The following is a 25,736-nucleotide window of genomic DNA, read 5'->3' on the forward strand; positions in this document are numbered from 1 at the left end:
ATGCTTTAAGGTTGCAGCAACATTTTTGTCCAAACATCATTATTTTTGGTAAAACGAGTCCTAAGATGTAAGCGGCTTTCTGCGAATGCTAAAAACTCAATTGAGACAGGTCGAATACGATACCCTCCCCAATTTTGAGGTTTTGTTACTTCCTTCCCTTCAAATATTTGTTGAGTTTTATCAAACTGATCAACTAATGCTGACTCTGACGATAGCGGCTGGCTTTGTTCGCAGCTTAACGTGGTTAGTTGTGCTGAACGCGAACGTGTCTGCCAAAACTGTATTGCTGCTTGCTCTGATATCTGTTCAGCTAGTCCGACAACTCTTACTTGTTGGCCTATGTGATCCCACCATACGCTCAGTGAAACTTTTGGATTGCGACTGATTTCTTGACCCTTGTTTGAATCATAATAAGTACAAAATACAAACCCTTGTTCATCAACCTGTTTTAGATCTACAAAGCGGCTTTCAGGAAACCCTTCTGCGTTTATGGTCGACACACAAACTGCGCTCTTCTGCTGCAAAGGCGAATCGAGTAATGCTTGTTGCCATAAATCCTTAAACTTCTCTATTGGATTATTCACGTTTATCTTTTCCTTAATTTACAACTTACCTTGCTTAATTTCATTTAAGAGTACAAAGCTAAATACCATGATTGGCAAGTTTGTGGTCACTGGATTAAAAGCTTCGATTAACAATTGCGGTTGAAGCATAGCAACCGACAGTAATAAAAAAGCCAATGCAAGTATATTTAAGATATTCATAAGCTTAGTTTTATAAAAAACGAAAAATAGCAAACCAAATATCACTTCGCCAATACCCGCCGCCTTGGTAATTAAATAAGAGATATCATCTGAAAAACCTATGCTCCCCGTCATGAGTTGTTCGAGTGGCGCAATATGTAGAAGCTTTGGAAAAATACCATGATACAACCACACAAAAGTAATCATGTAACGGGCTATTTGAACTGTTGTCATGCTAAATCCTATTAGACTCACTTCTTACCGCACCCGGTGCTTCACCTTGGTGTTGTTTAAATGCTTTACGAAAAGCCGCTTCTGATTCATAGCCACTGAGCTCTGCTATGTCGGCAACACTTTTATCGGTATTCACAAGCAAACGATACGCCTCGACCATGCGCCATTTAACTAAATACTTCATCGGACTTAAACCAACCAAACTTGTAAACTTGTCAGAAAAGTTCGAGCGACTCATCAGCGCTTCGTCGGCCAATGCTTGTAACTGCCAATTGCGTTGTGGGTTTTGGTGAATCGCATTCAATGCCTTGCCTATTCGCGTATCAAACATCGCAGCTAATAGCCCTGAATTTAATGCACTTGTTTCAACTTGTTGTCTTAAAACTTCAATAAAAAGCAGATAAGCCAATTGATCAACCACGGTATAGCATCCTACCCTAGCCTGCTTTAACTCGTTGATCATCATTTCAATCAGCCTGCGAGTTTTAGCATCATCAGTATTTGTACTTGCTTGGAGATGGATCACCTCAGGCATTGCATCTAATAGCGGATTCATCTGAGCATGCTTAAATTCAAAAAAGCCACAGACCATATTGGTTACTGCGCCATCATTGCTCATTGGGGCGTTTATTAACTGTTCATCAGGCTTATCCGCAGAGCTGGCAATGATATGTTGATGATCGTGCGGAAAAATCACCAAGTCCCATTTCTTTAGTTGCTTAATCTCACCATTCATATGCAACCAAGCCTCACCATCACCAATTAAATGAAATGGAATACGACGACTGCCTGATGTATCAACGGCCCATGTGCCACAAAAGTCGCCGTTCACATACACCTCGGCGTTAAGTGACAAGCGCTTCAACAGCACACTCAAAGGATCGGGGTCATTTAAGTATATATTTGGACTTTTGGACATGATTTTCGAATATTAAGACATAGTGCAATGAATGGGCTCTATTTAAACTTGCTTGCACAAATTAAGCAAACCGGATCAAATACCAACCCCATGGCCAACATCACATTGTTTCATAAAGACTACTGCCCTTATTGCAAAGCAGCCAAAGCGTTACTAGCCAAATTAAACTGGCAGTACAAAGAAATTGAAGTATCAGATGACCAAGATGCATTTAACAACATGGTTGAGTTGAGCGGCGGGCGAAGAACCGTGCCACAGATATTCATTAATGACCAGCACATAGGTGGATTTGATGACTTTCAAGCTTATGTGAAAAAGCTAGGCAAACTAAAACGTGCTTAAAATCATGGGCGAACTCTGACTCGCCCGTTTTTTATTAGCCGCGTTATTTAAGATTTAATTACGCACTTTTCGGTGAAGCCAGTGAGTAAACGTATGCCTCAACTTGCTCGCCGCTCTCAAGGGTTGCATTCACAATAACGCGTTCGTATTGTTCACCCTCAAACTCATCAAGCATGGTCCAGTGTTCTTTCAAGGCATAAGAACAAAATAACAGCCCTGAGACTTCGCCAGCTGCATCATCTAGTTTAATTGCAGGGAAACCGAGTTCAGCTCCCCACCCTGCTTGATGCAGTTCTCCTTTGACAGTCGCAGGCAACCATTCACCTTCAACTTCCTGCAAAATATGCTCATTTGGCTTGCCCGGCGCGAGCGTTCCATATACAAATAACCTTTCCACTTTATCATCCCGTTTTTTTATAAGAGTTAAAACATATAAGAAAGGTGATTTACAGAACAGCTTTTTGTGCGGTTTATCACAAAAATTAATACTGCGAAATCGGTACACTTTTCTGATACAGTGCTGATAAATAAAAATAATGAATCTCAGGACACGCTATGGAAGCACACATCTTAATAGGCATTATTGCAGTAGTGGCATTGCTAATTACAGCTTTCAAATTTAAATCAAAACAATTGGCTAAAAGAAAAGCCCACATAAAAAACTTTAAGGTACCCGCAAAGGTTTTGCAGACGGTTAAAAGCCGCTACCCGCATCTGTCTGACGAACAGTTAAAAACAGTAGAAAGGGGCTTGAGAGAATGGTTCCATGTAAATTTATTAGCCAAAGGTAAGTCCGTTTCAATGCCTTCTCAGGTAGTTGATGTTGCATGGCATGAACTCATTTTGTTTACCAAGTTCTATCAGGACTTTTGCAAAAAAGCGTTTGGCCGTTTTTTACACCACCATCCAGCCGAAGCCATGTCTTCTCCGAAATCAGCTCAACAAGGCATAAAGACCGCTTGGAAACTAGCATGTGCTAAAGAAAGAATTTCTCCTCTAAAACCGACCCGATTACCACTTTTATTCGCAATAGATGCCTTGCTTGATATCGAAGATGGATTTAAGTATCAACTTAATTGCCAAGGGGTCGGTAAAGAGGGTTATTGTGCGACACATATAGGTTGCTCTGCTTCATGTGGCTCAAGCGGTGCTGCCGACGGAGGTGGTGATTCTGGAGGTTGCTCTGGGGGTGGCTGTGGGGGAGGTAGTTAATAAAACTGCTAAAAATCGCTCAAAATGCGCTAAATAACGCAAATTTGAAATTAATTAAATCGATTACCTGTCTAGCAAAGTACTAGCTTATTCAAATAAATAATTAAGTCACCGTCAGGTAATCGATATGACAACACATACTTACGTTTATACCGCTGCAGTCGCGCTTATTTTTTCAGGCCAAATCATTGCTGCTCCAGAAAAACCAGTATCCGCAAATGAATTTATTCAATTATTTGAAAAGTTAAACGGTAAATACACTGGCGTTCGTAAAGCTCATGCCTCTGGTGTATGTGCTACTGGAGAGTTTCAACCCAATAAGCAAACTAACTTATTCAAAAATGCGCCTCTTTTAAGTAGCGGTGCACTCCCCGTCACACTCAGGTTTTCAATGGGTGGTGGTAACCCTATAGCTGACGAACGAACAACTGGCACGCGTGGTATGGGCATGCAAATTAACTTACCGGGTGGCGCTCGACACATCTTTACGGGCAATAACTTCCCGGTTTTTGCAGGCAAAGATCCCGAGACCTTCTTTGGCTTTTTATCAACCTTATTGCCCGATGAAAATGGTAAGCACGATCCAAAGAAAACCCAAGAATACATTAAGAATAACCCAAGCGTGCAAGGCAATGTCGCATGAAATGCACAAGCCAAAACACCAGCCTCATATGCCAACACCGAGTTTTTTGGTCTACATACTTTCTTTTACAGTAATGGCGCTGAGCAAGTAAAATTCCGCTGGCAGCTTACGCCAGACTTAGGTGTAAAAACACTATCAAAAGAACAAGCCCAGCAGCTTAAGCCCGCTTTCTTAGCTGATAAGCTCGCCAAACAACTTACTCAGGGTACTGTATCTTTTACGCTTAATGCAGTGATTGGTGAAAAGCAAGATGCAGTAATTGACCCTTCTGTTCAATGGCCAGCAGACAGAGCACAAGTCGCACTTGGTAAAGTAGTTCTTAAACAATCAGGCGGGGATGCTTGTACGCCAATCAACTTTGACCCCAATGTGATTTCTCAAGGCTTTACGGCCAGTGACGATCCAGTATTAAAAATGCGTTCAATGGCTTACGCCATTTCATTTGGCAAACGCTTAAGCGGCCAGTAATCCCCTTTTGCTTGAGCCTGAAAAGCAGTGGGATGCTTTTCTAGGCTCATCAACTAACACTCTACAAATGATACCTATCGGTAACAATACTTAATCATTTTGAGATATTCATCTTTCGCCTTAATTACTCTAAAAACAACTTCGAACCCAAAATAAACACAAATAAAAATCCTTCTCATTTAAAGTTTCATATGTATAATTGCGCGAGATAAAATAGTCGTCAGCTCGTTGTATTTAATAATGAAACTTTCAAACTTACTTGGCACTGTCAGACAATGGCACTGGATCACATCCGCATTATGCCTGGTCGGTATGCTGTTATTTGCAGTAACGGGGATCACTCTCAACCATGCCGCAGATATAAAAGCCACGCCAGTGATAACCACGCTAGAAGTCGAGCTGAGTGAAGGCATTAAACAGACACTTAACAATCGCGATAGCGGCCCACTTCCACAAGCCGTTAGGCAGCTTTTAATAAACGAGCACAACATTACGACCCCAAAAACAGATGCTGAGTGGGATGACTACGAGGTGTATTTAGGTATGCCCAAACCTGGTGGAGATGCTTGGTTGAGTATCGAACTTGATAGCGGGTTGCTTGTATATGAAAACACCGACCGCGGTGTGATCTCATATCTTAACGATTTGCACAAAGGCCGTAATACCAGCACAGCATGGCGCTGGTTTATCGACTTTTTTTCTGTGCTTTGCATTGTGTTTTCAATCAGTGGTTTTTGGTTACTTATTCGCTATGCAAATCAACGCCCTAGCACTTGGCCCTTGGTCGTTGCAGGTGCGGTTTTCCCTGTCATTATTTTAATTCTCAGTGCGCATTAAGGAGCGTTTGATGAAACATTATATTGCCCCACTTTTACTTGTTGTGGCCGCGGCTCCGAGCTTCGCTGGCGAGCTCAACGTCTCTGTTGAGTTACCAAGATTACAAGTAGCCGAATATCACAAACCTTATGTCGCTGTTTGGATTGAAAATGACAGCAACAAAGTCGTCAGTAATTTAGCTGTGTGGTACGACGTTGATATGCGCAATAACGAAGGCGAAAAATGGCTTAAAGACATGCGTCAGTGGTGGCGCAGAACAGGTCGCAGCCTCGACCTACCTGTTGATGGCATGAGCGGTGCGACCCGCGGGCCAGGCACACATAAAATGCGTTTTTCTTTAGAGCAAGCCCAACTTCAAAATCTCCCAGCAGGAGAGTATCGCCTGCGTGTTGAAGCCGCTCGCGAAGTGGGTGGTCGCGAACTCATTAATCTGCCTTTTACTTGGCCGCAAACTAAAACAACCACATTTAAACAAGCCGGTAACTCTGAGCTCGGCGCTATTTCATTCACGATTAACCCATAGGAAATACCATGAAAGTAACCCTTCTTAAATCGCTATTATTGGCGGGCCTAGCTGCAAGCTGTTTTAACGTAAACGCCCACCGAGCTTGGATCGTACCGCAAGAAACACAGCTTTCGGGTGAAAACCGCTGGGTCAGTTTTGATGCTGCGGTATCGAATGACATCTTTTTATCTAACTACAATCCGGGTCGTTTCTCGGGCGTTAAAGTGCATGCACCTGATGGCACACCGACTGAGGTCGAGAATATGCACAAAGGCAAATATCGCCATGTGTTCGATTTAGCCTTAACCCAAGAAGGCACTTATAAAGTATTTACTGCAAGCAGTGGCCTATCTGCAAGATGGTATGAAGACGGTAAACGTAAATGGTACCCAGGTCGTGGCGAAGCCTTCTCTATGGAAGAGTTTAAAAAACGCGTACCAAAAAATGCCGACAAGCTAACCGTTACCCAGTTTTCTCGTCGTATGGAAACCTTTGTAACTTTAGGTGCACCAACTGAAAAAACATTACAAGCAACAAACAAAGGCCTAGAGCTGATTGCCATCACTCACCCAAATGAGCTTTATGCGGGCGAAGCAGCTAAGTTTAAGTTTTTAATTGACGGCAAGCCTGCTGTTGGCGCTGAAGTCGTTGCTATTCGTGAAGGTACTCGCTATCGCAATGCGCAAGAAGAGATCAGCGTAAAAGCAGATGAAAATGGGGTTGTAACGCTTAATTGGAATGGCGCAGGCCGTTACTTCTTCGAAGCAGAATATCAAGACAATAAAGCGGCGGCTCCTGCGACTGTGCGCCGCGGTACTTATGTTGCTGTGTTAGAAGTTTTACCTGATTAACTTGAGCTTTAATTACCCAATATGCTAAACGCATCTCCCTTTGTACAAGCCGGCCTACTTTTGGTCGGCTATTTCGCCTTTACGCTGTTTTGCTATCGCAAAGTCATTGTTGCTAAATGGCAAAATCATAAACAGCGCCGCGCAAAAACGCTCATTGCCTATGCAAGTGAAAGCGGCTCTGGTGAGCAACTAGCCCGTGAATTACATGTAAAACTAAAAAATCAGGGCGACCCTGCACTGTGTTTTTCGCTTAACCAAGTGATCGAGCAACAATTAAAACAAGCCGACACCCTATTAATTATCGCCAGCACTTATGGTGAAGGCGAAGCCCCTGATAATGGTAGGCATTTTCTGGGCAAATTAGACACATTTAAAAGCACACTTGCTCATCTAAATTACGCAGTTCTTGCGCTTGGAGACAAAGCATATAACCAATATTGTCAATTTGGCCTAGCGCTCAATCAAGCACTACAAAGCAAACACTGTAAACCCTTGTTTAAACCAATTTTAGTCGATAAGCTTGATGAAAACAGTATCCATGAATGGTACTCACACTTATTAAACAAAGGTTTGCTAGCAGAAGCTGTGCCTCGTTCAATGCTGTCGTCTACTCAGCTACCTATTCAGCAGCTCAAACTTACTGGCCGTCAGCAAGTAAATATCAATAGCCCAGGCGCCCCTTTATTTGAAATAAATCTCGCTGTGCCAAGTGATTTAACATGGCAAGCCGGTGACATTGCGCGCTTACACATTAAAGATACCGTTCGCGAGTACAGTATTGCTAGTGTGCCGCAAGAACAAAACTTAAAGCTATTGGTGCGAGAACAAAAACACCCTACTGGTGAGCTTGGCATCGGCTCTGGTTGGCTATGCCATCAAGCAGATTTAGACAGTACGCAAGCATTCTCAATCAGGGCAAACCCTAAATTTAATCCATTAGACGAGCATAAAAAGCTCATCTTGATCGGTAATGGCAGCGGCTTAGCAGGGCTTAGAGGCCATTTAAAACATCGAGAACTAAAGCAACATCATGAGAACTGGCTGCTTTACGGTGAGCGTTGCGCAGAGCATGACTTACCTTGGCACCTAGAACTCACAGAGTGGTTTAATGCCAAGCACTTAACTGAAATCGATCTCGCTTTTTCTCGGCAGACCGCTGATAGCAACATAAAAGTAGGCAGATGTCATTCTGGCTATGTACAAGATGCCTTGTTAGCGCAACAGGCAAAGTTAAAAGACTGGGTCAATAACGGTGCGGCGATTTTTATCTGTGGCAGCTTACAAGGAATGGCAAAAGACGTTGAAAGCATGTTACTTGATATATTAGGTCAACCTGTATTATCAAGATTAGAAAGACAAGGTCTTTACCGTAAAGATGTGTATTAAGTAATCTAAATCAAAATTATGAAAGCTTTGCGGCTCCCCCCTAAGCTTTCTTAACACTCCACCTCTATTATTTAACTTCGAAATAACAACTAAAACAGCAATCTAACTACTCATCAAACAGCCCAAACATGATAATGAAAATAATTATCAATAAGCTTTACTTTGAAATATTTAGTCTATACAGTACCCAAAAAATTTCATTAATAGCAATAAACTAGGCTCTCTCAAGATGAACACACCTTTTAAACTCTGCGCACTTTCTTCGCTTATTGCTGCGACATTAAGCACTTCTGCACTGGCTCAACAAGCACCTAAAGCTGAACAAGATGACATGGAACGCATCGTTGTGACTGCAACAGGTTTTGAGCAAAAAGTACCTGACGCACCAGCAAGTATTTCTGTAATTACCGCTGAAGACATTCAAGGTCAGTCTTACACCACGCTACTTGATGCCGTTAAGTATCAAGAGGGTGTCGATGTGGGTACTACGCGCGACAAAACAGGTCAAGGCAGTGTGAGCATGCGTGGTTTAACCGGTGAGTACACCTTATTGCTTATTGATGGCAAACGCCAAAACAACCATGGTGATATTTATCCAAACAACTTTGGTGGCAACGCGTTTAATCACATTCCACCAAAAAGTGCCATTGAACGTATTGAAGTGATCAGAGGGCCAGCTTCTACGCTTTATGGCGCTGATGCCATGGGTGGTGTCATTAACATCATTACTAAAAAGTCGCTAAACGAATGGACTGGCAGTATTGATTTTGGCCGTAGTTTTCAAACAAACGATGAATTTGGTGACGACATTACCACTGATTTCAGTGTTTTCGGCCCGCTAATCGAAGGCCTAGTTAACTTCTCTGCACGCGGTAGTATTTACGAGCGCCAAGCGTCAAATCCTGAATTTGCGCCAGCTGTCGATGCTAATGGTAAAGTACATCACCGTGAGCTTGGTTTTGGCAGCGGTGGTAAAACCGTTGATAACACCAACACACAATTAGGTGCCACATTCGTATTCACGCCAAACGAGCAAAACACCATTACCTTTGATTACGATGTATCAAATCAAGAGTATGACAACACACCTAATTACGATATTGAAACTGGCCGCATTACATACCCGCTTGGCACCAAAGACAATATTGAATCTATCTGGCAAAACCGCAAAGGTGTCGTAAACCCACGTGCCGGTTATGCTGCTGATCAAGAGTTCGACAGAACATGGTGGTCATTAACACACAACGGTGAATTTGATGACTTCACTACATTTGTTTCTTTAGCTTATGTTGATACCGACAACAACGGTCGCACAATGCCGCTATCAGTTGCCGAGCGTAAGCAATTACAAGCCATGTATGATGGCTCAGGTGAGTATGCAAACTTAGACGACGCCGCTCGTAAAGCCTTGGCTGAGCATACTTTCTTACCGCGCCCTAAACGTACGCTAAATAGCAACCAGTACACTCTAGATGCACGTGTTGATATTCCTGTAGACAATTTAGCGGGCGACCATGTATTTGTGATTGGCGGACAACTGGTTGATGGCGAATTACAAGACGGTGTATTCGGTATGGAGTCAGGTGAGACACAAGGCTTACAATCTCACAAAATGACCGCCCTATTTGTTGAAGATAACTGGCATATTGCTGATCCATTTACCGTTACTGTGGGTGTACGCCACGACAACCATGATGTGTTTGGTAGCCAAACTTCACCTCGCCTATACGGTGTTTACGAACTTGGTGAAGCTTGGACTGTAAAAGGCGGGATCAGCACAGGTTATAAAACCCCAAAAACGACTGACTTATACAACGGTATTACTGGTTTCGGCGGTCAAGGTACCTCACCGTTTGCAGGTAACCCAGATCTAAAACCTGAAACAAGTACCAACAACGAAATTGCACTTTACTGGAATCACCCAAGTGAAGAGCACAACTTCAATATCACTTACTTCACAACAGAGTTTGAAGACAAAATTGCCCGTGGTGACCGCATTCAAAGCTGTACTGCGACGAGCAATGTTAAACCATGTGTAAACCTAGGCCAGTACGACGAATTGGGTTACAACAGCTACAGCCAGAAGATCAACATCGACAAAGTTGAGATCCAAGGTTTAGAAGTCGCAGGTCGTTATGCATTTAACGATGCAGTGTCTTTATACGCAAACTACACATGGACTGACAGCGAACAAAAGAGTGGTCCGCAAGAAGGTCAACCACTAACAAATACTGCTGAGCACATGGCAAACGCAACCCTTGATTGGCAAGTAACGAACGAGTTTTCTGTCACTCTTAACGCAGAAGTACGTTCAGATCGTTACCGTGGTTGGGACAGCACGCTTGAAAAACCGCTGTACTACAAAAATTACCAACTACTCCATTTAGGTGCAAAATACGACCTAAACGAAAACGTCACTGTATTTGCCCGTATCAACAACCTACTAGATACTGACTTTACATCTTACAGCGTTGATTACACAGACTTAGATGGTGACGGTGAGTTCACTTATGCAAGTGGCCGTGGCGTAGTAAGTGAAGTGGTATTTACAGATGACTATAACGTGAAAGACAAAGCGAGAAACATCTGGGTAGGTGTGAACGTAAAATTCTAGTGCAAAATACACGTTGCGTAGCAAGGTTACTTTTGCGCAAGGTGAAATGAGCAGTTTTAACTAATGCCACGGGACTCTCATTGCGCAGCAATATTACTTGTGCACAACGTGAAATAAGCAGTTTTAGCCGCTGTTGCGGGATACTTCCCTGTAGCAGCGGCTTTATGCCGCGACTTATTATGTAGGTCGTGCTTTAGCGCGACAAGTTTAAAGTTTACCTTCACTTTAACCTCTTTCAGAAATTTCCCCCTGAAGCTTCTGCCTGTCGGCATCTATGCCTCCACTTCCTTGCGTTGCAAAACTGCGTTTCTGCCACTCCTCACCCAAAAAAGATGCAATCTGAACTTCAGCCACGTATATTCGTCGTCTAGATTTTTATTCGACACAGTAAAACAATGCGCAATTTAATATTTTCGACTTTAGCGTTATCGGCGACGCTTTCTACAAATGCTTTTGCACACACAACCCCTATCAAACTTAACTTTCTCGACGAATACATAATCCCTGCAGAGCTAAGCGTTGATGGTGATAAAGTTGGTGGTTTATCGAGTATTGAGTTCGTAAACGGCAAGTATTTAATGATTGCTGATGATCATGAAAAGCCGCGCTATTTTCAGGCCAAAATCAGTATCGAAGGTACTGAGGTAAAAAACACGAAAATCAGCAATATTACGTTCGACAAGTCACTCCCCCTGATGAGTAATAAGTCGAGCAAGCGTGTCGTCGACCCTGAAAGTTTAATTCCTGCGCCAAAGCAAAACAGTATCGTCTGGACCAGTGAAGGCAGTGTGAAATACAACAAGCCGCCTGCTATTTTTATGCAATCACTCGCAGGTGACATAGACCAAACTCAAACCACTTTTGCATTGCCTAAAATGTTCAATATCGGTAAAAGCACCGGCCCGCGTCATAATGCAGTGTTTGAAGGCGTAACACTCGATATGTCGGGTAAAGGTATTTGGGTATCGATGGAAGGCGCGCTAAAACAAGATGGTGAAGAAGCCACTTTAAAACACGGCAGCATGGTGCGTATTTCACACTTTGATTTTGCCAGCAAGCAAATGCAAAAACAGTTCGCCTATTATGTTGAACCACTGGTAGACCGCAAAGGCGCTAAACCCGATGCATTTCGCACCACAGGTTTAGTTGAGATATTACAAATCAGCGAACACCAATTTTTAACCATGGAACGCTCTTATACTTCAGGGTTAAAAGACGGTGGCAATAATGTGAGTATTTACCTAATCGATGCGCAAGATGCAACCGACACATCGAACATTGCTTCTTTAAAAAACCAGACGTTTAAAGCAGCGAAGAAAACCTTGGTATTAGATTTAGCCACGATTACCGACAAGTTAGGGTCGAAGCAAATTGATAACTTGGAGGGTTTAACGTTTGGCCCAACTTTAGCGAATGGTAATCGCAGTTTGCTGATGGTGGCGGATAATAATTTTAATGTGCATGGCCCGCAATTGAATCAGGTGTTGTTGTTTGAGGTAACGGATTAACGTGCAAAATATACGTTGCGAAGCAAGGTTACTTTTGCGCAAGGTGAAATGAGCAGTTTTAGCTGTAGCTGCGTAATACTTTTCCTGTAGCAGCGGCTTTATGCCGCGACTGCTAACTACTTTTCGTCATTCTGAACTTGTTTCTGAATCTATGTTTGGTTCAACATCTGCCTTCAATTTTAAATACTGTTGTGGAGTAATCTATCGGGATTTATGTAGGTCGTGCTTTAGCGCGACAGGCTTGAAATTTGCCTTCAATTTACCCTTTGTCGCGTTTGCGACTTCAACCAAGGGGAGGCTAAGCATTTCAATTTAGCCTCTTGCAGAAATTCATCCCTGAAGCTTGGGCCTGTCGGCATCCATGCGAGCGCATTACTCATCAATTCATTATTTTCAGGGTGTGATAAAAGGGAAAGGGTGTTGTCTGTGGGTTATGGAGTTAAGGTCAAGATCGACTTATCTTATAGCTCATAAGGCCAAACTCTTTGACCCTAAATACTACAAATGCAAACCTGAACCTGTAGTTTCTTGTAAATGGGATCAAAATCCAAAATCAACGACTCTGACCCCATTGATTCGTTTCTAGTAAATGGAATCAAAGCCAAAGATCAACTACTCTGAACCTTTGATTTGTGACCCACTTTGATTTACAACTTTTTTTAGTTTAGTAATGCCCGCCTTGTTATTTGTTCCTTATTTCTATAAATTACGCAAGTTAAATTAACATAAGCCCTTCATTCTTAAAGGCTTACCTAATTTAATGTTTTAATTCCATCAATTATAAGAAGAAAACAATGAGAGTTTTATTAATACTCGTTTTAACCACTCTATTGAGTGCGTGTTTAAGTACTCCTGTGTATCAGGGGTATTATGTTGATAAAGAAAATAACAAAGTGTTGTACGGTGATGGTAATCCTTTTGCTTCGTTAGCAAATATGCCTCAAAAAGTAATTAGTCGTACAGTATCAAATGCGGATGTGAACACCTTTGAGGTCTTAGATGCTAAAGGGTACGCAAAAGATAAAAACTATGTTTATCACTATGGTAAAACCGTGCCATTCGCTGATCCTGCCAGTTTTGAGGTACTGTCTGATTTAGTCTCAAAAGATAAAAACCATCTTTTTTATAGGGCACAACCTATAAAAGGCGTTTCAGCCCAAGATGCGAAGCTATTAAATCCATCCGCAGAACTCTTAGATCAGCTGTATATATTAAGTCAGGGGAGGGTATTTATAAACATGGGCGAAATAAGCTTCACACCTTGTGATGCTAACAGTCTTAAAGTTTTAAAGGACACCTCGTACATAAAAGACAATAAATGTGTGTTTTATAAAGGAATTAAATTAGAAGATGCGAATCCTAAAAAATTTAAAGATAAAAGCTGGGATTATTCAGTAGACAACAAAAATGTATATTTTGAGGGCAAAAAATTAGCACAAGTTAGTTCTAAAGGGTTTGATGTGCTGAGTTATGATTATGCTGAAAATGACGATAATGTATTCTTTAGAGATAAGCTGTTAGTGGGTGTGAGTACTAAGGACTTTGAGCCTTTACGTTATGGCTATGCAAAAAATATCCAAGGCGTATATTTTGAAGGAAAACTACTTGAAGGTGCTAACCGTAAATTATTCCGCCTTAGTGGTTACGAGAAAGGGACTGATACTCAAAACTGTTACTATAAATCTGAAAAAGTCGACTGCGAGACTTACAAATCCTCATCAAAAAAAGAGCAAAATGCGCAGGTGTCGGTATTTGATGGCGTTGATTTAGGAAAGCGCCTTACACCAAAAGAAATCAACGAAAGCGTTTCTAAAATGGTGGGTAATTTGTTAAAAATGAAACAACTCAACATTCAAGCGCTAGACGATAAGTTACAGCTTATTCTTGAAGAGCAAAAGTCTACATACGAAGGACAATATTTAACACCAGAGACTGTAGAACAGATTGACCTTTCAAAATTAGAGGCTGGTTTTAGTTTTGAACTTTACACGCCTGCAGTTCCGAGAAAACATGTATTGTATGAATTAAGAAATTTTGAAAATAACACGGCCAATTTTGTACTTCATACATTGGATCACTTTGGTGCTTTGGTCCAACAAAGATCACTTAAAGGTGAGACTCTTTTAACTTCAGAGTCTTTATTTAGGGGCGCTTCAAAAATTGACTACGCCCCTTTTGAATGTACTTTTCAGTTAGGGAAATGCAAGCATTCAAAAGTATATGGATACAGTGATAACCCTATACAAGAAAAGTTTGATATAGAGTATCAAGATGGCTATTGGATCAGGACAACCCAAACAAAAGAGCAAAGTGATAAGCAAGAGCTGTTTTTGCTTGACCAATATGGCTTTATTTTGGTGCACGCCATTAAGCACAATGGAAAGCTAAGTAACCTTTGGTTAAGACAGAATGAGTCAAAAGGTAATTCTTAGTAGGCATATGAATTGAACCAAAAGTGGGGGCATAATCTGCATTTTTTGAACCTCTAAAAGCCTAAAAATTGCCATACAAATAGCCTCGTTTTCGGGGCTTTTTTATTTGGATGTAGTCGAGTTTAAAAAAAACAATGGGTTCAGGTTTTTACTGTTCAAACCAAAACACAAAACCAACAGGCAACTCCCCTTCCCTTTTATCACACCCTGAAAATAGTGAATTGATGAGTAATGCGCTCGCATGGATGCGAGTCAAGCCATGCTTGTACATGGACGTACCTTCATGGCGTGTACGTTCATATCAATTTATTGTTTGAAGGATTTAGTGTGATGAAGGGCGCTGGGTGAGTCCAGAGAGGGGCCAGCGGCAGCCCCTCTTTGGTTGCTGTCGCCAACGCGACAAAAGGTTAAATTGAAGGCCGGTTTCAGACCCGTCTCGCTAAAGCACGATCTACATAAGAAAAATTCACCTTGCGCAAAAGTAGCCTTGCTTCGCAACGTTTATTTTGCACGATAAGTCGCGGCATAAAGCCGCTGCTACCGAAATACAAATTCTCGAATTTTTGGTGACAGATATTACATATCTGTAACCTTTCCTCAAATCCAACAGGCAACTCCCCTTCCCTTTTATCACACCCTGAAAATAATGAATTGATGAGTAATGCGCTCGCATGGATGCGAGCCAAGCCATGCTTGTACATGGACGTACCTTCATGGCGTGTACGTTCATATCAATTTATTCTTTGAAGGATCTAGTGTGATGAAGGGCGCCGAGGGGTTCCAAGGGGAGACTGGCGGCAGCCTCCCCTTGGTTGTCGTCGCCAACGCGACAAAAAGTAAAATTGAAGATAAATGATGAACAAAGCATAGATTCTGAAACAAGTTCAGAATGACGAAAGACAGTTAGAAATCGCGACGTAAAGCCGCTGCTACCGAAAATACAGCCAACTGAGCAAGTGCTAATAGTTGCCGTCGCCAGCGCGACAAAAGGTTTAATTGAAGGCTGCTTTCAAGCCTGTCGCGCTAAAGCACGACCTACACACGAAAACTCACCTTGCTATGCAATGTTGTTTTTGCACTTATTAAATCTTTCTTCTAAATCCCCCACCTCACAAAACCCCAACGCCAAAGCAAACGCTTCATTATTATCATTCACATAAAACAACGCCGGAAAACCACTCACTCTAAGCTGTTGCACTAAGCCCAAATGTTGCTGTAACTGACTTTCAGTTTCAGCCGATAACAGCGCTTTTTCAAACTCAGCGCCATCCAAACCTATGCTTAGCGCACATTCTACAAGCGTTTGTTGTAAAGACGGGTTTTGTGCTTTTTGGTAATACGCAGATTGAATGGCTTTAACCATGAGCTCTGCACTGTTGGGGCTTAAAATTTCTGCTGCTATCACGGCGCAACAGGCTGGGTAGGTAGAGCGATATGGGGTGTTTAACTGCCAATAATCGTGATTAAAACTTACTTGCGTGCGTTGCTCTATTTGCTGCCAGTAGCTGGCAATTGCGGTGCGCAGGCTTTCATCCATTGGTTGGTCGTTATCGGGGGCTAGACCGCCCATGATCCAGTCAACTTTAATCTCTGGGTGCTGCTTTAAAAATGCCGCAAGCTCAGGCGCAAAGCCATAACACCAAGCGCACATGGGGTCGACCACATAAATAAACCGCATTGTTTTTACTTTCCTTTTAGCTTTTTATCTAGGTTTTTAACTTAGAAGACAGTGTTCGAGTCGGTAAAGATTAAAACACTTTCTCAAAGCGTATTTTGTTGTCGAGTGACGTATCACCGGGCTCAATATCAATGATGTGGTAGTGGTTTTTCACTAACATGGCGAGCATAGCTCGAAAGCGGTTCATAGTTTTAACCTGCACCGCTTGATAATTTTGCGCTTTTAACCAAGCTTCTTGCTCGTTGAGCATTTTCTGAGCGAGACCATGCCCTCTATGCTCAGGCATAACTGCACCTAACCAACTATAAAAAACCGTGTGACTCAGCGCATAACCCAATTTATATCCCACAGGTTGCTCATTGTGATAAGCCACCAGCAGTAAATAGGTTTTACCAGCTAGTCTTTGCTTTATGATTTCTAGTGTTTTTGGTGTGCCAAACTCAGGGATATTGGTTTCTATAGCCAAAATATCGCTGAGTTGACCTTGTTTAATTTCGTACATATTTGTTCATCTAATAAAGCCACAATCTTTAATTCTTACCTTTCGATTTATCGTCTGATTTTGACGACGTTTCTGGGCGCTCAATTTTGCCACTTTTTACAAGCGCTTGATATAAGTCTTCTAATGGCTCTGGAATATCATCATGGTATTCAGGCTTCTCTTTAAGTAGCTTAATTAATGCGCTTTGGGCACCTGCTTCATCTTTGTTTTCTAGCTTTGCCAAAATATCTTTAAACTTGGTGTTTAGCTTGGCATTTGGCTCAGACAAATTAATGCCATACATAACAGGCGAGACAGCCTGAACAGCTCGCGCTTTTTGCTCTGGCGCTGCGCGCTCAATTCTCGCGCCTGTGACTTCTATTCGTTCCATTTGCACGTCTTCAGCAAGTATCTCTACTCGCTCAATTTGAGGGGCACTTTCTTGTGCTTGCTTCGCTTTTGGCATCGCAGGCACTTCAACTGAAACTAACATAGGATCTTGGTAATACTGCCAAGGCGCTAACACGGCTACGGCGACGATGGCAGCTGCGAGTCCTGAGTATTGCCACCACCTGCTTGAGGTTTTTGTTGCTTTTTTCGCTTGCGATTTACGCCCTAAGTCGTTGTTGCCAAATATTTTTTGATCAAAAACTTTATTTTCATAATTAACGGCATCTGCAGCACGCGCTAAAATAGTGTCATCGATATGTTTAGGCGGCATCGCATCGTTATTTTGCTGATAAAGCTTGATGAGTTCGTCATCACTAAATTGCTTATTCATGCTTGTCGTGCGCCCCCTGTTTCTGATGCGTCTACTTTGCGATGCAAACAATCTCTTAGTTGTGACATGGCATAGCGTAATCGTGTTTTCACGGTTTCGGGTTTTGCCTCAACAATTTCGCATACTTGGCTTGCGCTAAATCCGGCTTCATGGCGCAACAAAAATGCTTCTCTTTGCTGTGGTACCAGTAATTCTACACAGTGTTTAATCGCCCGTTGCAAAAAGTCATTATGTATCTCGCTTTCGTGATTGTCTTGGCTTGAACTTAGCACAGCAGGTGACTCACTATCGTTACTATTAAGCGCCTCATCAACCAATACTAGATGCTCACCGCGCGCGGTGTGTTTTCTGTGTTCATCAATCAACAAATTATGGGCGATGCGGTAAAGCCAAGTGCTGAACTTAGCCTCAACCGTATAACTGGCCCGATTATCGATGACTCTAAGCCAGATTTCTTGAAATAGCTCTTGAGCTTTAGCCTGATGCTTTGCACCTAATTGACGACACACATAACGATACATTGGTCCTTTATGTCGGCCGTATAACTCGGCGAAGGCGGCTTGGCAGCCTTTGCCATAGCTGAGCATCAGCGCTTCGTCCGTGTCTGATTGTAATTGCGCGATTTGAGTCATAAATATTAAAGTTTCTATGCGTTATAATGAACTGGCCAATTCGACCAAGTTAACAAATTCACCGCGATAGTTAAACGGATCCTCCCCTCTATTTGCCCGCGCAATACTGGCAATATCTTGATAGTTCATGTCACCAAGGTACTGGCTTTGTTTAAGCTTTTGAGCAAATGCTGCCACTGAGGTTGCAAATTTAAAGTCGGAGCTGGCGCTATTAAAGTCTGGTAACACCTGCTGTTTATTGACCACTTGGCTGATCAGTTTACTCTCAGTGTCGCCCGGTAATTTATAACGAATTTTCACATGAAGTAATTCATCACTGGTACTGACCATTTTCTTTTGCTGGTAACGCAGCTCATCCACTTGCCCTTTATTACCTGTCAGTGTTACTTCATATAATGCCGTAACGGTATGGCCTACCCCAATTTCACCGGCATCGACTTTATCGTTATTAAAGTCTTCGTCTTTTAATAAGCGATTTTGATAACCGATCAGACGATATTCTTTAACCTCGGCGGGGTTAAACTCAAGTTGAATTTTCACGTCATTGGCGATGCTTTGCAGTGTGCCACTCATTTGTCTTAGCAGGACTTTTTGTGCTTCATGTAGGGTATCAATATAAGCGTGATTACCATCCCCTATGTTGGCTAATTGCTCCATCATGGCGTCGTTGTAATTGCCTCGTCCAAAACCTAATGTCGTTAACGAAATACCTTGCTTGCGCTGCTCTGCGATCAAGTCTTTTAACGCTTCTATACTTGTGGTACCAACATTAAAGTCACCATCAGTGGCCAAAATCACTCGATTCACACCGCCCTTAATAAAGGCTTTTTTCGCTTCTTGATAAGCCATTTTAATGCCGCTCTCACCATAGGTGCCGCCCCCTGCTTTGAGCTCTTTTAAGGCATTTATGATGGTTTGCTTTTCTTTGCCTTTAGTAGGGCTTAACACCACCTGCACATTACCAGCGTAAGTCACTAAACTCACGGTATCGCGGGCTGATAGCTGCTTTACCATCATAGTTAGGCTTTGCACCAATAAAGGCAGTTTATTTTTGTCGTGCATCGACCCAGACACGTCCACTAAAAACACCAGATTCGATGGCTTTCTTTCACTTGCCGGTAAGTCATAACCTTGCAGGCCGATACGCAAAATATGGCGTTCATCATTCCAAGGAGCTGGAGCCAACTCAGTGAAAGTCGCAAACGGCTGCGATTTGTCTTCCGGCACGTTGTAGTTGTAATCAAAGTAATTAATAAAGGCTTCTTCACGTACAGCATCGGTAGGTGGCATCTGCCCCATATTTAAATAACTGCGAATATTGGCGTAGCTGCCCGTGTCTACATCCACCGAAAAGGTCGACAGAGGGGTGGTTGCGGCTTGAAATACCCCATTGCTGTCGCTCGGTAGGTAATTATCACGATCCTCAGGATGAGCAAAAAACTCAGGGGCTGGCGGTGCAATTCTTTTTCGCATTACAGGCGCGGCCATTAAAGGCTGTGGTTGACTAATCTGCATATATTCAACCTCAGTACCAATGGCTGAGCCATCAGCTTGCACTTTTGCAACACGACTGCCCGTCACCATAATTTTTTCTACGGCTTCTTGGTCTGATTTACGCTCTTGTTGCGATTGTTCTTGGTTTTTTTGCGCCGTTTGTTCACTCTTGCTGTCTTGGTTCGAGCAGCCAGTCATAAGCAAAGAACTAAACAAAGCGCCAAGGGTTAATGCAATTAAAGTTTTGTTGGTTTTCATATGCTGTCTCTTTTTATAGAAGGTTTACTGCTATAAACGGACGACTATGAATTAGGGGGTTAATTATTTTTAAAGTTTTTTCACCCCGGCTTTGTCTGTTTTGATTAAGCCTATAAAAACAGGGCTTTAACTTGCTCTACAAACCATCTATTGGCCTGATTACTGGCTTTTAAAGGGTGCCAATAAAGCTGTAAATGATAGTCTGGCACCGTGATTGGTGGTGGTAATCGTGTTAGTTTTTGCCCTTGCAGTACTTGTTTGGCAACTTGAGTCGGCAGGGTTAATAAATACTCGCTGCCTGGCACTAGGTGCGGTGCTACAAGTACACTGGTTTGCTGACACGCAACATGACGCTTATGACCTAAATTCGCTAATACTTGGTCGACAATACCTTGTGACTCTCCCCACGGTGCGATGCGTATATGCTGCTCTTGTAAAAATTGCTCTAGAGACAGCGCATTTTTTATTCTCGGGTGCGCTTTACACACTAAGGTACTGTAACTGTCGCTGAACCAAGCAAGCTGCTCAACACCGGCTTGCGGGTGTTCATCATGCTGAAAGCCTAATACGAAATCTAAGTTTCGCTGCTCCAACTGTTCTTTAATTGGTAAAGGGCTGGCTGGCAAGATCTCAATCTGAATATGCGGCGCTTGTTTTGCAAAGTGCCGAGTTAATTTAGGCAAAAAACAAAACTCAGTGTAATCGGTCGCGGCGATACGGAATGTTTTCTCACTGTGACTTGCGTCGAATCCGCTTGCTTGACCTAGTCCGAGCTCTAGTAACGGCAAGGCTTGCTTTACATACTGGGCTAATTGCTCAGCTCTTTCAGTCGCCTGCATTTGATTATTCACTCGAATAAATAAAGGATCGTCTAGACGTTTTCTAAGCCTAGCTAAGCCGTGACTAAACGCAGACTGACTTAAATATAACGACTCAGCGGCCTTTGAGACCGACCGATATTGATAAAGCTTATCGAACAGCAGTAATAAATTGAGGTCAAACTGTTTGAGATCCATAAACCTGCACCGTATTCATTTAACTATGAACATTATGCACTGGTTTCATTATTTTGTTCGGTTAATATATTTAAAAAGTAAATACCGAGCGAATACGCTCTAAGAGGAAGCGCTATGTCACAACTTACTATTCGACCTGCTGAAGTCACCGACATCGACACTATTTTATATTTCATTAAAGAGCTCGCCATTTATGAAAAAGCAGAGCATGAAGTGTTAGCTACACCAGAAACCATTAGGTCGAGCATGTTCGCAGAGCACAGTGGTGTGCATGGTTTAATTTGTGAATTAGACGGTGAAGCCATTGGTTTCTCAGTGTATTTCTATAACTACTCAACTTGGCTAGCAAAGCCTGGACTTTATCTTGAAGATTTATACGTGTCACCAGAACACCGAGGCAAAGGTGCAGGTATTGCGCTACTTAAACGTTTAGCTCAAATCGCTGTTGAAAAAGGCTGTGGCCGATTTGAATGGAGCTGTTTAGATTGGAATACGCCTTCTCGCGAGTTCTACGAATCATTAGGCGCTGAGCCACAACATGAGTGGATTGGTTATCGCATGAGTGGTGAAACGCTGGTGAATTTTGCACAGAAGTAACCATTCCCAAAGTGTGGCGGATATCTTCAATTAATCCTTTTCCTATTTGATTACGCTTTTAATATCAAAACTGATAATTAAGCGATCACAATGAAAAATACCGCCCTACCCTTAGCCGCTTTGCTCTTCGCTCTGTCGGCTAATGCAACAACCCAACTAACTTCACATATAGCTAATAACAGCAAATCTTATCGTGTACACGATAACAACACCTTGATGTACGACACTCAGGTTTCATGGCATCAAACTGGCCTTGACCTTCAAGTCCTGCAAGGCCATGCCTCACAGTTAGGACGTTTGAGCATCACACACAGCAAGGTGATTGCTTTTGATAGTACCAACAGAATGCTTTGGCAAGACAAACGAAGTAGTCTTCCAATTTGTATTCCTGAATTATTTCCTGAGTTTGCGAAGGCGTACTTCAAAGAGCTCAAAGCGGGGAAAAGCATAAAGTGTCATGGCCCAATCATAAAGGCAAAAAAGCTTGCGCCATTTGAGTTTGAACTCATCGCCGAGACATCCAATTCGTTAATCATTGAAGTAGGTCCGGGCTCCATAGGCATGATGTTTTTTATGAACCCTATTACGATGACGTTAAACAAAGACGCAACTCACTTGCAGGATTTTAGCGGCATTTTACCCGCACCTGAAAGGCTTTTAGGCAGGATGGCCTACTTAGAGGTGAAAGAACTTAGCCAAGCAGATTACCCCATAGCCACAATTGATAAAGCTGTATTCGCTGGTTCAAAACTTTAATGAGTCGTTGTACTCAATTTAAGAATAGGATGGCTTGTGCCGGCAACTCTGTTTACCGGCACCTCATTACTTTGCAAATAATTAAACGGGCAAGGTATCAGCCATCTCAAGATATGCCTTAGGTGTCATGCCGTTACATTGAGAAAAGATACGAGTGAAATGAGCTTGATCGCTAAAACCGCATAAGAAGCCAATTTCAGCCAAACTCGTTTGTTTTTGCATGAGCAGTTTGGCAGCATATTTCACCCTTTCCTGTTGCAATAATTGCGCAAACTTCAGGTTTTCTTGCTGCAAGTGCCGTTGTAAGCTGCGCGATGAAACACAAACCTGCATGGCGACTTTATCAATAGTAGTTTCAACAAATCCTGTTGCGATAATCGCCTGTTCGACTTTGCTCTGCCAACTGGCTAATAGAGCTTGTTCGTCATCATTTGCAAATAGGGGCAGACTATTTTGTTTATGGCGAGCGCAAGGCTCATAACGGATCACCCAACTAGAATAAGCTTGTATCGACTCGCACAAAGTAGTTTGCGCCTCAAAATCAAATAGTAAAGTTTCGCTGTTGGCCTTACCAGACAAGGTTATTTTGCTGGCGCCACAGTGAGATAACAGTGCACATAACACACTCATCACGGCTAAATCTTCGAGCAAACTTGGCGGCTGCTCGCCTCGTGAAAGGTGCTTTATATTAATTTGACCTTGGCTGAAATCGCTTTCAGTGTAATGCAAAGCATGCACATAGCGCTCAAGTCGATGCCATTTAGATAATAAACTTTGTGGCTCTGAGCCAACTAACAAGGCCATACTCAGCGGTGTATGTAACAGTTGAGACACACCTTGTCCCAACTTTAAAATATTCTCGATGCCATACTTATCAACAAAAGCCTGTAGTAAAGCTCGTTTAGAAGTAATAGGTACTTTGCTTTGGTTTACCGCTTTGACAGAAGGTTCAATGGCAAACCCGTTCAGTTTTGCACCTGCACGTAATATATCCATCATAGCTTGGCTTGCAAAAGCCGCATTTTTGCTCGCAGATGCACTCATTTTAAAACTCCTAGCGCGTTAAGAGAGGTTGTAGTTTTTTACCAAGCCAAGGTAATGACATCAACCAATTTGGCGCGCTTGTGACGATAAATACCACCAATGAGAACCAAAGTAATTTACCTAGAAAGACCGTTATCATGATGGCCAAACCAGACAGTCCTGACAAAATACTGAGTATTACTAAACTTCGTGGCGGTGTTGGAAACACAGACATGGCAAACAAGGCCAGCAAGCCATAATCGTTTATCCATGCTTTTAGCTGTAACCACTTTGCATAAAAATCTGATTGCTCGCTTGGAATAGATGCCTGAATAAAGCTCTCGAGCAACAAGCTTAAACCAATCAATATGCCACTACCTATAACTGCTGCCATTGCAAATAGCAAAGCGATAAATACCCGTTGTTGAGGTTGCAACCAAGCGAGCAACATCACTGAGGTTTGCGTCGGTAACGCAGGTATAAAAAAGTCGCCAATCGAGAGGCCTGCAAGCATAGGCACTGCTTTAGGTTTACTGCCATTTCGTTTTAGCCAAGACAGCACCTTGGTTGCGATACTTTGATTATTCTTACGCATAATTACGCCCTCAACATGACACTTTCAGCAAGGTTGGGAAACAAGCGTCTCAGGCGCATCAACCATTTGGTTTTACCCACTCTGATTTCTTTATCGTGACGTTCAATACCTGCCATTATTTCTCTTGCAGCTTGCTCTGGAGAGATTTTCCCCCTACCACGCCCTCTTGTCATATCTGTATCGACCAAAGGTAAAATAGCCTCACAAACTCGGACTTGCTGATTGTTTTGAGTGATCTGAGCTCGTAAAGACTTACTAAAAACCCGTAAGCCCGCTTTATTAGCACAATACACCGCCGAGCTTTGTTTTGGTGCAATGGCCAAGCCTGATGTGACAAATACCCAAGTCCCCTGAGCACTTTGTACATTTTTAAATAGTAAACGTGTCAGCAACATGGGCGAGGTAAGATTAATCATCGTTTCTTGTTGCTCTGTTACTTCATACAGGGCGCTCGATACATAGTTTCTGGGTTGTTGCACCCCTGCATTGTGAATAACAAGGTCTAATTTCGTAGCCTCGAGCTTATTTGCCAGTGTTTCAACATCACTGAGCACTGATAAATCACAGACCAACCAATGTACTTGAGGGTTAAGCTTGCGAGCTTGGTCAACTGAATTTGGATTACTTCCAGTGGCAATAACTTGATAGTTTTTTTGTAAATACTGCTCAACAAGTTGCGCGCCGATCCCGCGAGTGCCGCCTGTGATTAAAATCGTTTTCGTCATGCTCATGTCCTTATAACTTTACCAATGCACTGAGATCTAGTCCTTGCTCAAGCTCGACGTTAGCAAGGTACTCTTTATATTTTCCGTTGTGTTTTTTGTCTCTAGGTTCAATCAAACCGGTTATTTTTCTGAGTACTGGTTTGTCTTTATCAAAATAAAATCGAGTCGAGCCAAACACTAATCGCCACAACCAAGAAGCTGGCATGACTTTAACAACAAGCTGATCGTTTTCGGCCCTGGCTTGCACTTTTATTTTGGTGTGTGCTTGAACTTTGAGTACCACATAATCAAAGTAAAACGCCTCACCAGCTTTGAGTGCATCCCAACGTTTAGCCACCTCAAAAGGGATACTTAATAACGATGCAGGCTCGTGCGAAAAACGATTAGTCTTGGTTTTACGTTGTAATTGTGTTTTCGGACTGTTTAACACAAATTCCCCCTCCCCTGACTTATGAAAGAGCAACCCTGTTTCATTTAAACTCGGTTGTGCCATCTCAAGACGATGTAACCCATTTGCGACAGACCAAGCTAGTGTCTCGGTGGCTACTGGGTCTTGCCCGACAGCAAACCATTTACGGCAAATGTGTAATACGGACTGGTTGTCGACACTCAGCGACATAGTCATAAAAAAGGTCGGTCTTGGGTTTTGCAGCGTTAAGTCGTAACTTTTTGCAGAGGCAAATAAGTTATTTGCGGTCAGTAGGCTCATGCTTTCATTTCCTGAATGATAATTACTGAGCCAGTGTATGAATTTGCAAAGCAGGTGAATTGAATATTTACGCCAAATTGAGCTTTGCTGTGCGTTTTAGAACCAAAGAGAAAGCGCGGCATAAAGCCGCACCTACAAGTAGAGTTCGAGTAGATTGCTACTTTGTAGGCGCGATTTTATATCGCGCAGAATAGATAAACTGGATGACTAAGATGTGTCGCGCTAAAGCACGACCTACACGACTATAGATCGCGGTTTATAACCGCCGCTACCAACTAAGTTACACGTAACAGCGGT

Annotated in this window: 25 protein-coding genes and 1 pseudogene; 12 read left to right on the top strand and 14 right to left on the bottom strand. The window is 42.5% G+C overall.

Annotated elements, in window-relative coordinates; all coding sequences use genetic code 11:
• Positions 1 to 5: 5 nt before the first annotated feature.
• Genes ACXAC4_RS22430 through ACXAC4_RS22440 form a run of 3 tightly spaced genes read right to left on the bottom strand, consistent with a single transcriptional unit; the run spans position 6 to position 1,896 of the window.
• Positions 6 to 584: a pyridoxine/pyridoxamine 5'-phosphate oxidase gene (locus ACXAC4_RS22430; protein WP_475165654.1), complete on the bottom strand. Its 579-nt coding sequence runs from the start codon at positions 582 to 584 to the stop codon at positions 6 to 8.
• Positions 585 to 602: 18 nt separating this feature from the next.
• Positions 603 to 977 carry a DoxX-like family protein gene (locus tag ACXAC4_RS22435; RefSeq protein WP_475165656.1) on the bottom strand — a complete coding sequence of 125 codons (375 nt, stop codon included), beginning with the start codon at positions 975 to 977 and terminating at the stop codon, positions 603 to 605.
• A gap of 1 nt (position 978) precedes the next feature.
• Complete coding sequence (locus tag ACXAC4_RS22440; protein WP_475165659.1) at positions 979 to 1,896, bottom strand: AraC family transcriptional regulator; 918 nt, start codon at positions 1,894 to 1,896, stop codon at positions 979 to 981.
• 27 nt (positions 1,897 to 1,923) lie between these two features.
• Here ACXAC4_RS22440 and grxC point away from each other — a divergent pair, with 27 nt between their 5' ends.
• Positions 1,924 to 2,238: a glutaredoxin 3 gene (grxC, locus tag ACXAC4_RS22445; RefSeq protein WP_475165662.1), complete on the top strand. Its 315-nt coding sequence runs from the start codon at positions 1,924 to 1,926 to the stop codon at positions 2,236 to 2,238.
• 58 nt (positions 2,239 to 2,296) lie between these two features.
• Here the strand turns inward: grxC and ACXAC4_RS22450 are convergent, their stop codons facing one another.
• Positions 2,297 to 2,635 carry a gamma-glutamylcyclotransferase family protein gene (locus ACXAC4_RS22450; protein WP_475165665.1) on the bottom strand — a complete coding sequence of 113 codons (339 nt, stop codon included), beginning with the start codon at positions 2,633 to 2,635 and terminating at the stop codon, positions 2,297 to 2,299.
• A 158-nt stretch (positions 2,636 to 2,793) separates the two neighbouring features.
• Here ACXAC4_RS22450 and ACXAC4_RS22455 point away from each other — a divergent pair, with 158 nt between their 5' ends.
• The 9 genes and pseudogenes from ACXAC4_RS22455 to ACXAC4_RS22495 all read left to right on the top strand — a co-directional run bounded on the left by ACXAC4_RS22455 (position 2,794) and on the right by ACXAC4_RS22495 (position 14,694).
• Entirely contained in the window at positions 2,794 to 3,450 is a 657-nt protein-coding gene (locus ACXAC4_RS22455) for a glycine-rich domain-containing protein (RefSeq protein WP_475165667.1), read from the top strand.
• A gap of 127 nt (positions 3,451 to 3,577) precedes the next feature.
• A pseudogene (locus ACXAC4_RS22460) lies at positions 3,578 to 4,561 on the top strand (catalase family peroxidase).
• A 240-nt stretch (positions 4,562 to 4,801) separates the two neighbouring features.
• Positions 4,802 to 5,398: a PepSY-associated TM helix domain-containing protein gene (locus ACXAC4_RS22465; protein ID WP_475165668.1), complete on the top strand. Its 597-nt coding sequence runs from the start codon at positions 4,802 to 4,804 to the stop codon at positions 5,396 to 5,398.
• Positions 5,399 to 5,408: 10 nt separating this feature from the next.
• Positions 5,409 to 5,921 carry a DUF2271 domain-containing protein gene (locus ACXAC4_RS22470; RefSeq protein WP_475165669.1) on the top strand — a complete coding sequence of 171 codons (513 nt, stop codon included), beginning with the start codon at positions 5,409 to 5,411 and terminating at the stop codon, positions 5,919 to 5,921.
• A gap of 8 nt (positions 5,922 to 5,929) precedes the next feature.
• Positions 5,930 to 6,754, top strand: a complete 825-nt coding sequence (locus ACXAC4_RS22475; protein WP_475165673.1) for a DUF4198 domain-containing protein — start codon at positions 5,930 to 5,932, stop codon at positions 6,752 to 6,754.
• 21 nt (positions 6,755 to 6,775) lie between these two features.
• Positions 6,776 to 8,140, top strand: a complete 1,365-nt coding sequence (locus tag ACXAC4_RS22480; protein ID WP_475165676.1) for a sulfite reductase subunit alpha — start codon at positions 6,776 to 6,778, stop codon at positions 8,138 to 8,140.
• A gap of 229 nt (positions 8,141 to 8,369) precedes the next feature.
• Positions 8,370 to 10,754, top strand: coding sequence for a TonB-dependent receptor domain-containing protein (locus ACXAC4_RS22485; protein WP_475165681.1), 2,385 nt, complete (start codon positions 8,370 to 8,372; stop codon positions 10,752 to 10,754).
• Between the two features lie 395 nt (positions 10,755 to 11,149).
• Positions 11,150 to 12,262 carry an esterase-like activity of phytase family protein gene (locus ACXAC4_RS22490; RefSeq protein WP_475165684.1) on the top strand — a complete coding sequence of 371 codons (1,113 nt, stop codon included), beginning with the start codon at positions 11,150 to 11,152 and terminating at the stop codon, positions 12,260 to 12,262.
• A gap of 794 nt (positions 12,263 to 13,056) precedes the next feature.
• On the top strand, positions 13,057 to 14,694 hold the full coding sequence (locus tag ACXAC4_RS22495; protein WP_475165687.1) for a DKNYY domain-containing protein: 1,638 nt from the start codon (positions 13,057 to 13,059) through the stop codon (positions 14,692 to 14,694).
• A gap of 1,057 nt (positions 14,695 to 15,751) precedes the next feature.
• On the opposite strand, the gene ACXAC4_RS22500 is transcribed toward ACXAC4_RS22495, so the two are convergent.
• From ACXAC4_RS22500 to ACXAC4_RS22525, 6 genes are all read right to left on the bottom strand, one after another.
• A complete protein-coding gene (locus tag ACXAC4_RS22500; RefSeq protein WP_475165689.1) occupies positions 15,752 to 16,372 on the bottom strand; it encodes a DsbA family protein in 621 nt (206 codons plus the stop codon).
• Positions 16,373 to 16,442: 70 nt separating this feature from the next.
• A complete protein-coding gene (locus tag ACXAC4_RS22505; RefSeq protein WP_475165692.1) occupies positions 16,443 to 16,874 on the bottom strand; it encodes a GNAT family N-acetyltransferase in 432 nt (143 codons plus the stop codon).
• Between the two features lie 28 nt (positions 16,875 to 16,902).
• The gene (locus ACXAC4_RS22510) at positions 16,903 to 17,634 is read right to left on the bottom strand and encodes a hypothetical protein (RefSeq protein ID WP_475165694.1); all 732 of its coding nucleotides are present in this window, start codon (positions 17,632 to 17,634) and stop codon (positions 16,903 to 16,905) included.
• Positions 17,631 to 18,266, bottom strand: coding sequence for a sigma-70 family RNA polymerase sigma factor (locus ACXAC4_RS22515; protein ID WP_475165696.1), 636 nt, complete (start codon positions 18,264 to 18,266; stop codon positions 17,631 to 17,633). The genes ACXAC4_RS22510 and ACXAC4_RS22515 overlap by 4 nt, the downstream gene beginning before the upstream one ends.
• A gap of 21 nt (positions 18,267 to 18,287) precedes the next feature.
• Positions 18,288 to 20,018: a vWA domain-containing protein gene (locus ACXAC4_RS22520; protein ID WP_475165699.1), complete on the bottom strand. Its 1,731-nt coding sequence runs from the start codon at positions 20,016 to 20,018 to the stop codon at positions 18,288 to 18,290.
• Between the two features lie 110 nt (positions 20,019 to 20,128).
• Positions 20,129 to 21,034 carry a LysR substrate-binding domain-containing protein gene (locus tag ACXAC4_RS22525; protein ID WP_475165700.1) on the bottom strand — a complete coding sequence of 302 codons (906 nt, stop codon included), beginning with the start codon at positions 21,032 to 21,034 and terminating at the stop codon, positions 20,129 to 20,131.
• 114 nt (positions 21,035 to 21,148) lie between these two features.
• Here ACXAC4_RS22525 and ACXAC4_RS22530 point away from each other — a divergent pair, with 114 nt between their 5' ends.
• Both ACXAC4_RS22530 and ACXAC4_RS22535 read left to right on the top strand, forming a co-directional pair.
• A complete protein-coding gene (locus tag ACXAC4_RS22530; protein ID WP_475165703.1) occupies positions 21,149 to 21,631 on the top strand; it encodes an N-acetyltransferase family protein in 483 nt (160 codons plus the stop codon).
• A gap of 90 nt (positions 21,632 to 21,721) precedes the next feature.
• A complete protein-coding gene (locus ACXAC4_RS22535) occupies positions 21,722 to 22,387 on the top strand; it encodes a hypothetical protein (RefSeq protein WP_475165704.1) in 666 nt (221 codons plus the stop codon).
• Between the two features lie 81 nt (positions 22,388 to 22,468).
• Here the strand turns inward: ACXAC4_RS22535 and ACXAC4_RS22540 are convergent, their stop codons facing one another.
• Genes ACXAC4_RS22540 through ACXAC4_RS22555 form a run of 4 tightly spaced genes read right to left on the bottom strand, consistent with a single transcriptional unit; the run spans position 22,469 to position 25,439 of the window.
• Positions 22,469 to 23,431 carry a helix-turn-helix transcriptional regulator gene (locus ACXAC4_RS22540; RefSeq protein ID WP_475165707.1) on the bottom strand — a complete coding sequence of 321 codons (963 nt, stop codon included), beginning with the start codon at positions 23,429 to 23,431 and terminating at the stop codon, positions 22,469 to 22,471.
• 10 nt (positions 23,432 to 23,441) lie between these two features.
• A complete protein-coding gene (locus ACXAC4_RS22545) occupies positions 23,442 to 24,005 on the bottom strand; it encodes a hypothetical protein (RefSeq protein WP_475165709.1) in 564 nt (187 codons plus the stop codon).
• A gap of 2 nt (positions 24,006 to 24,007) precedes the next feature.
• Entirely contained in the window at positions 24,008 to 24,730 is a 723-nt protein-coding gene (locus tag ACXAC4_RS22550) for an SDR family NAD(P)-dependent oxidoreductase (protein WP_475165711.1), read from the bottom strand.
• 10 nt (positions 24,731 to 24,740) lie between these two features.
• A complete protein-coding gene (locus tag ACXAC4_RS22555; protein WP_475165715.1) occupies positions 24,741 to 25,439 on the bottom strand; it encodes a hypothetical protein in 699 nt (232 codons plus the stop codon).
• Positions 25,440 to 25,736 lie beyond the last annotated feature (297 nt).

The sequence above is a fragment of the Pseudoalteromonas sp. AWM4_233 genome (genome assembly GCF_056158285.1).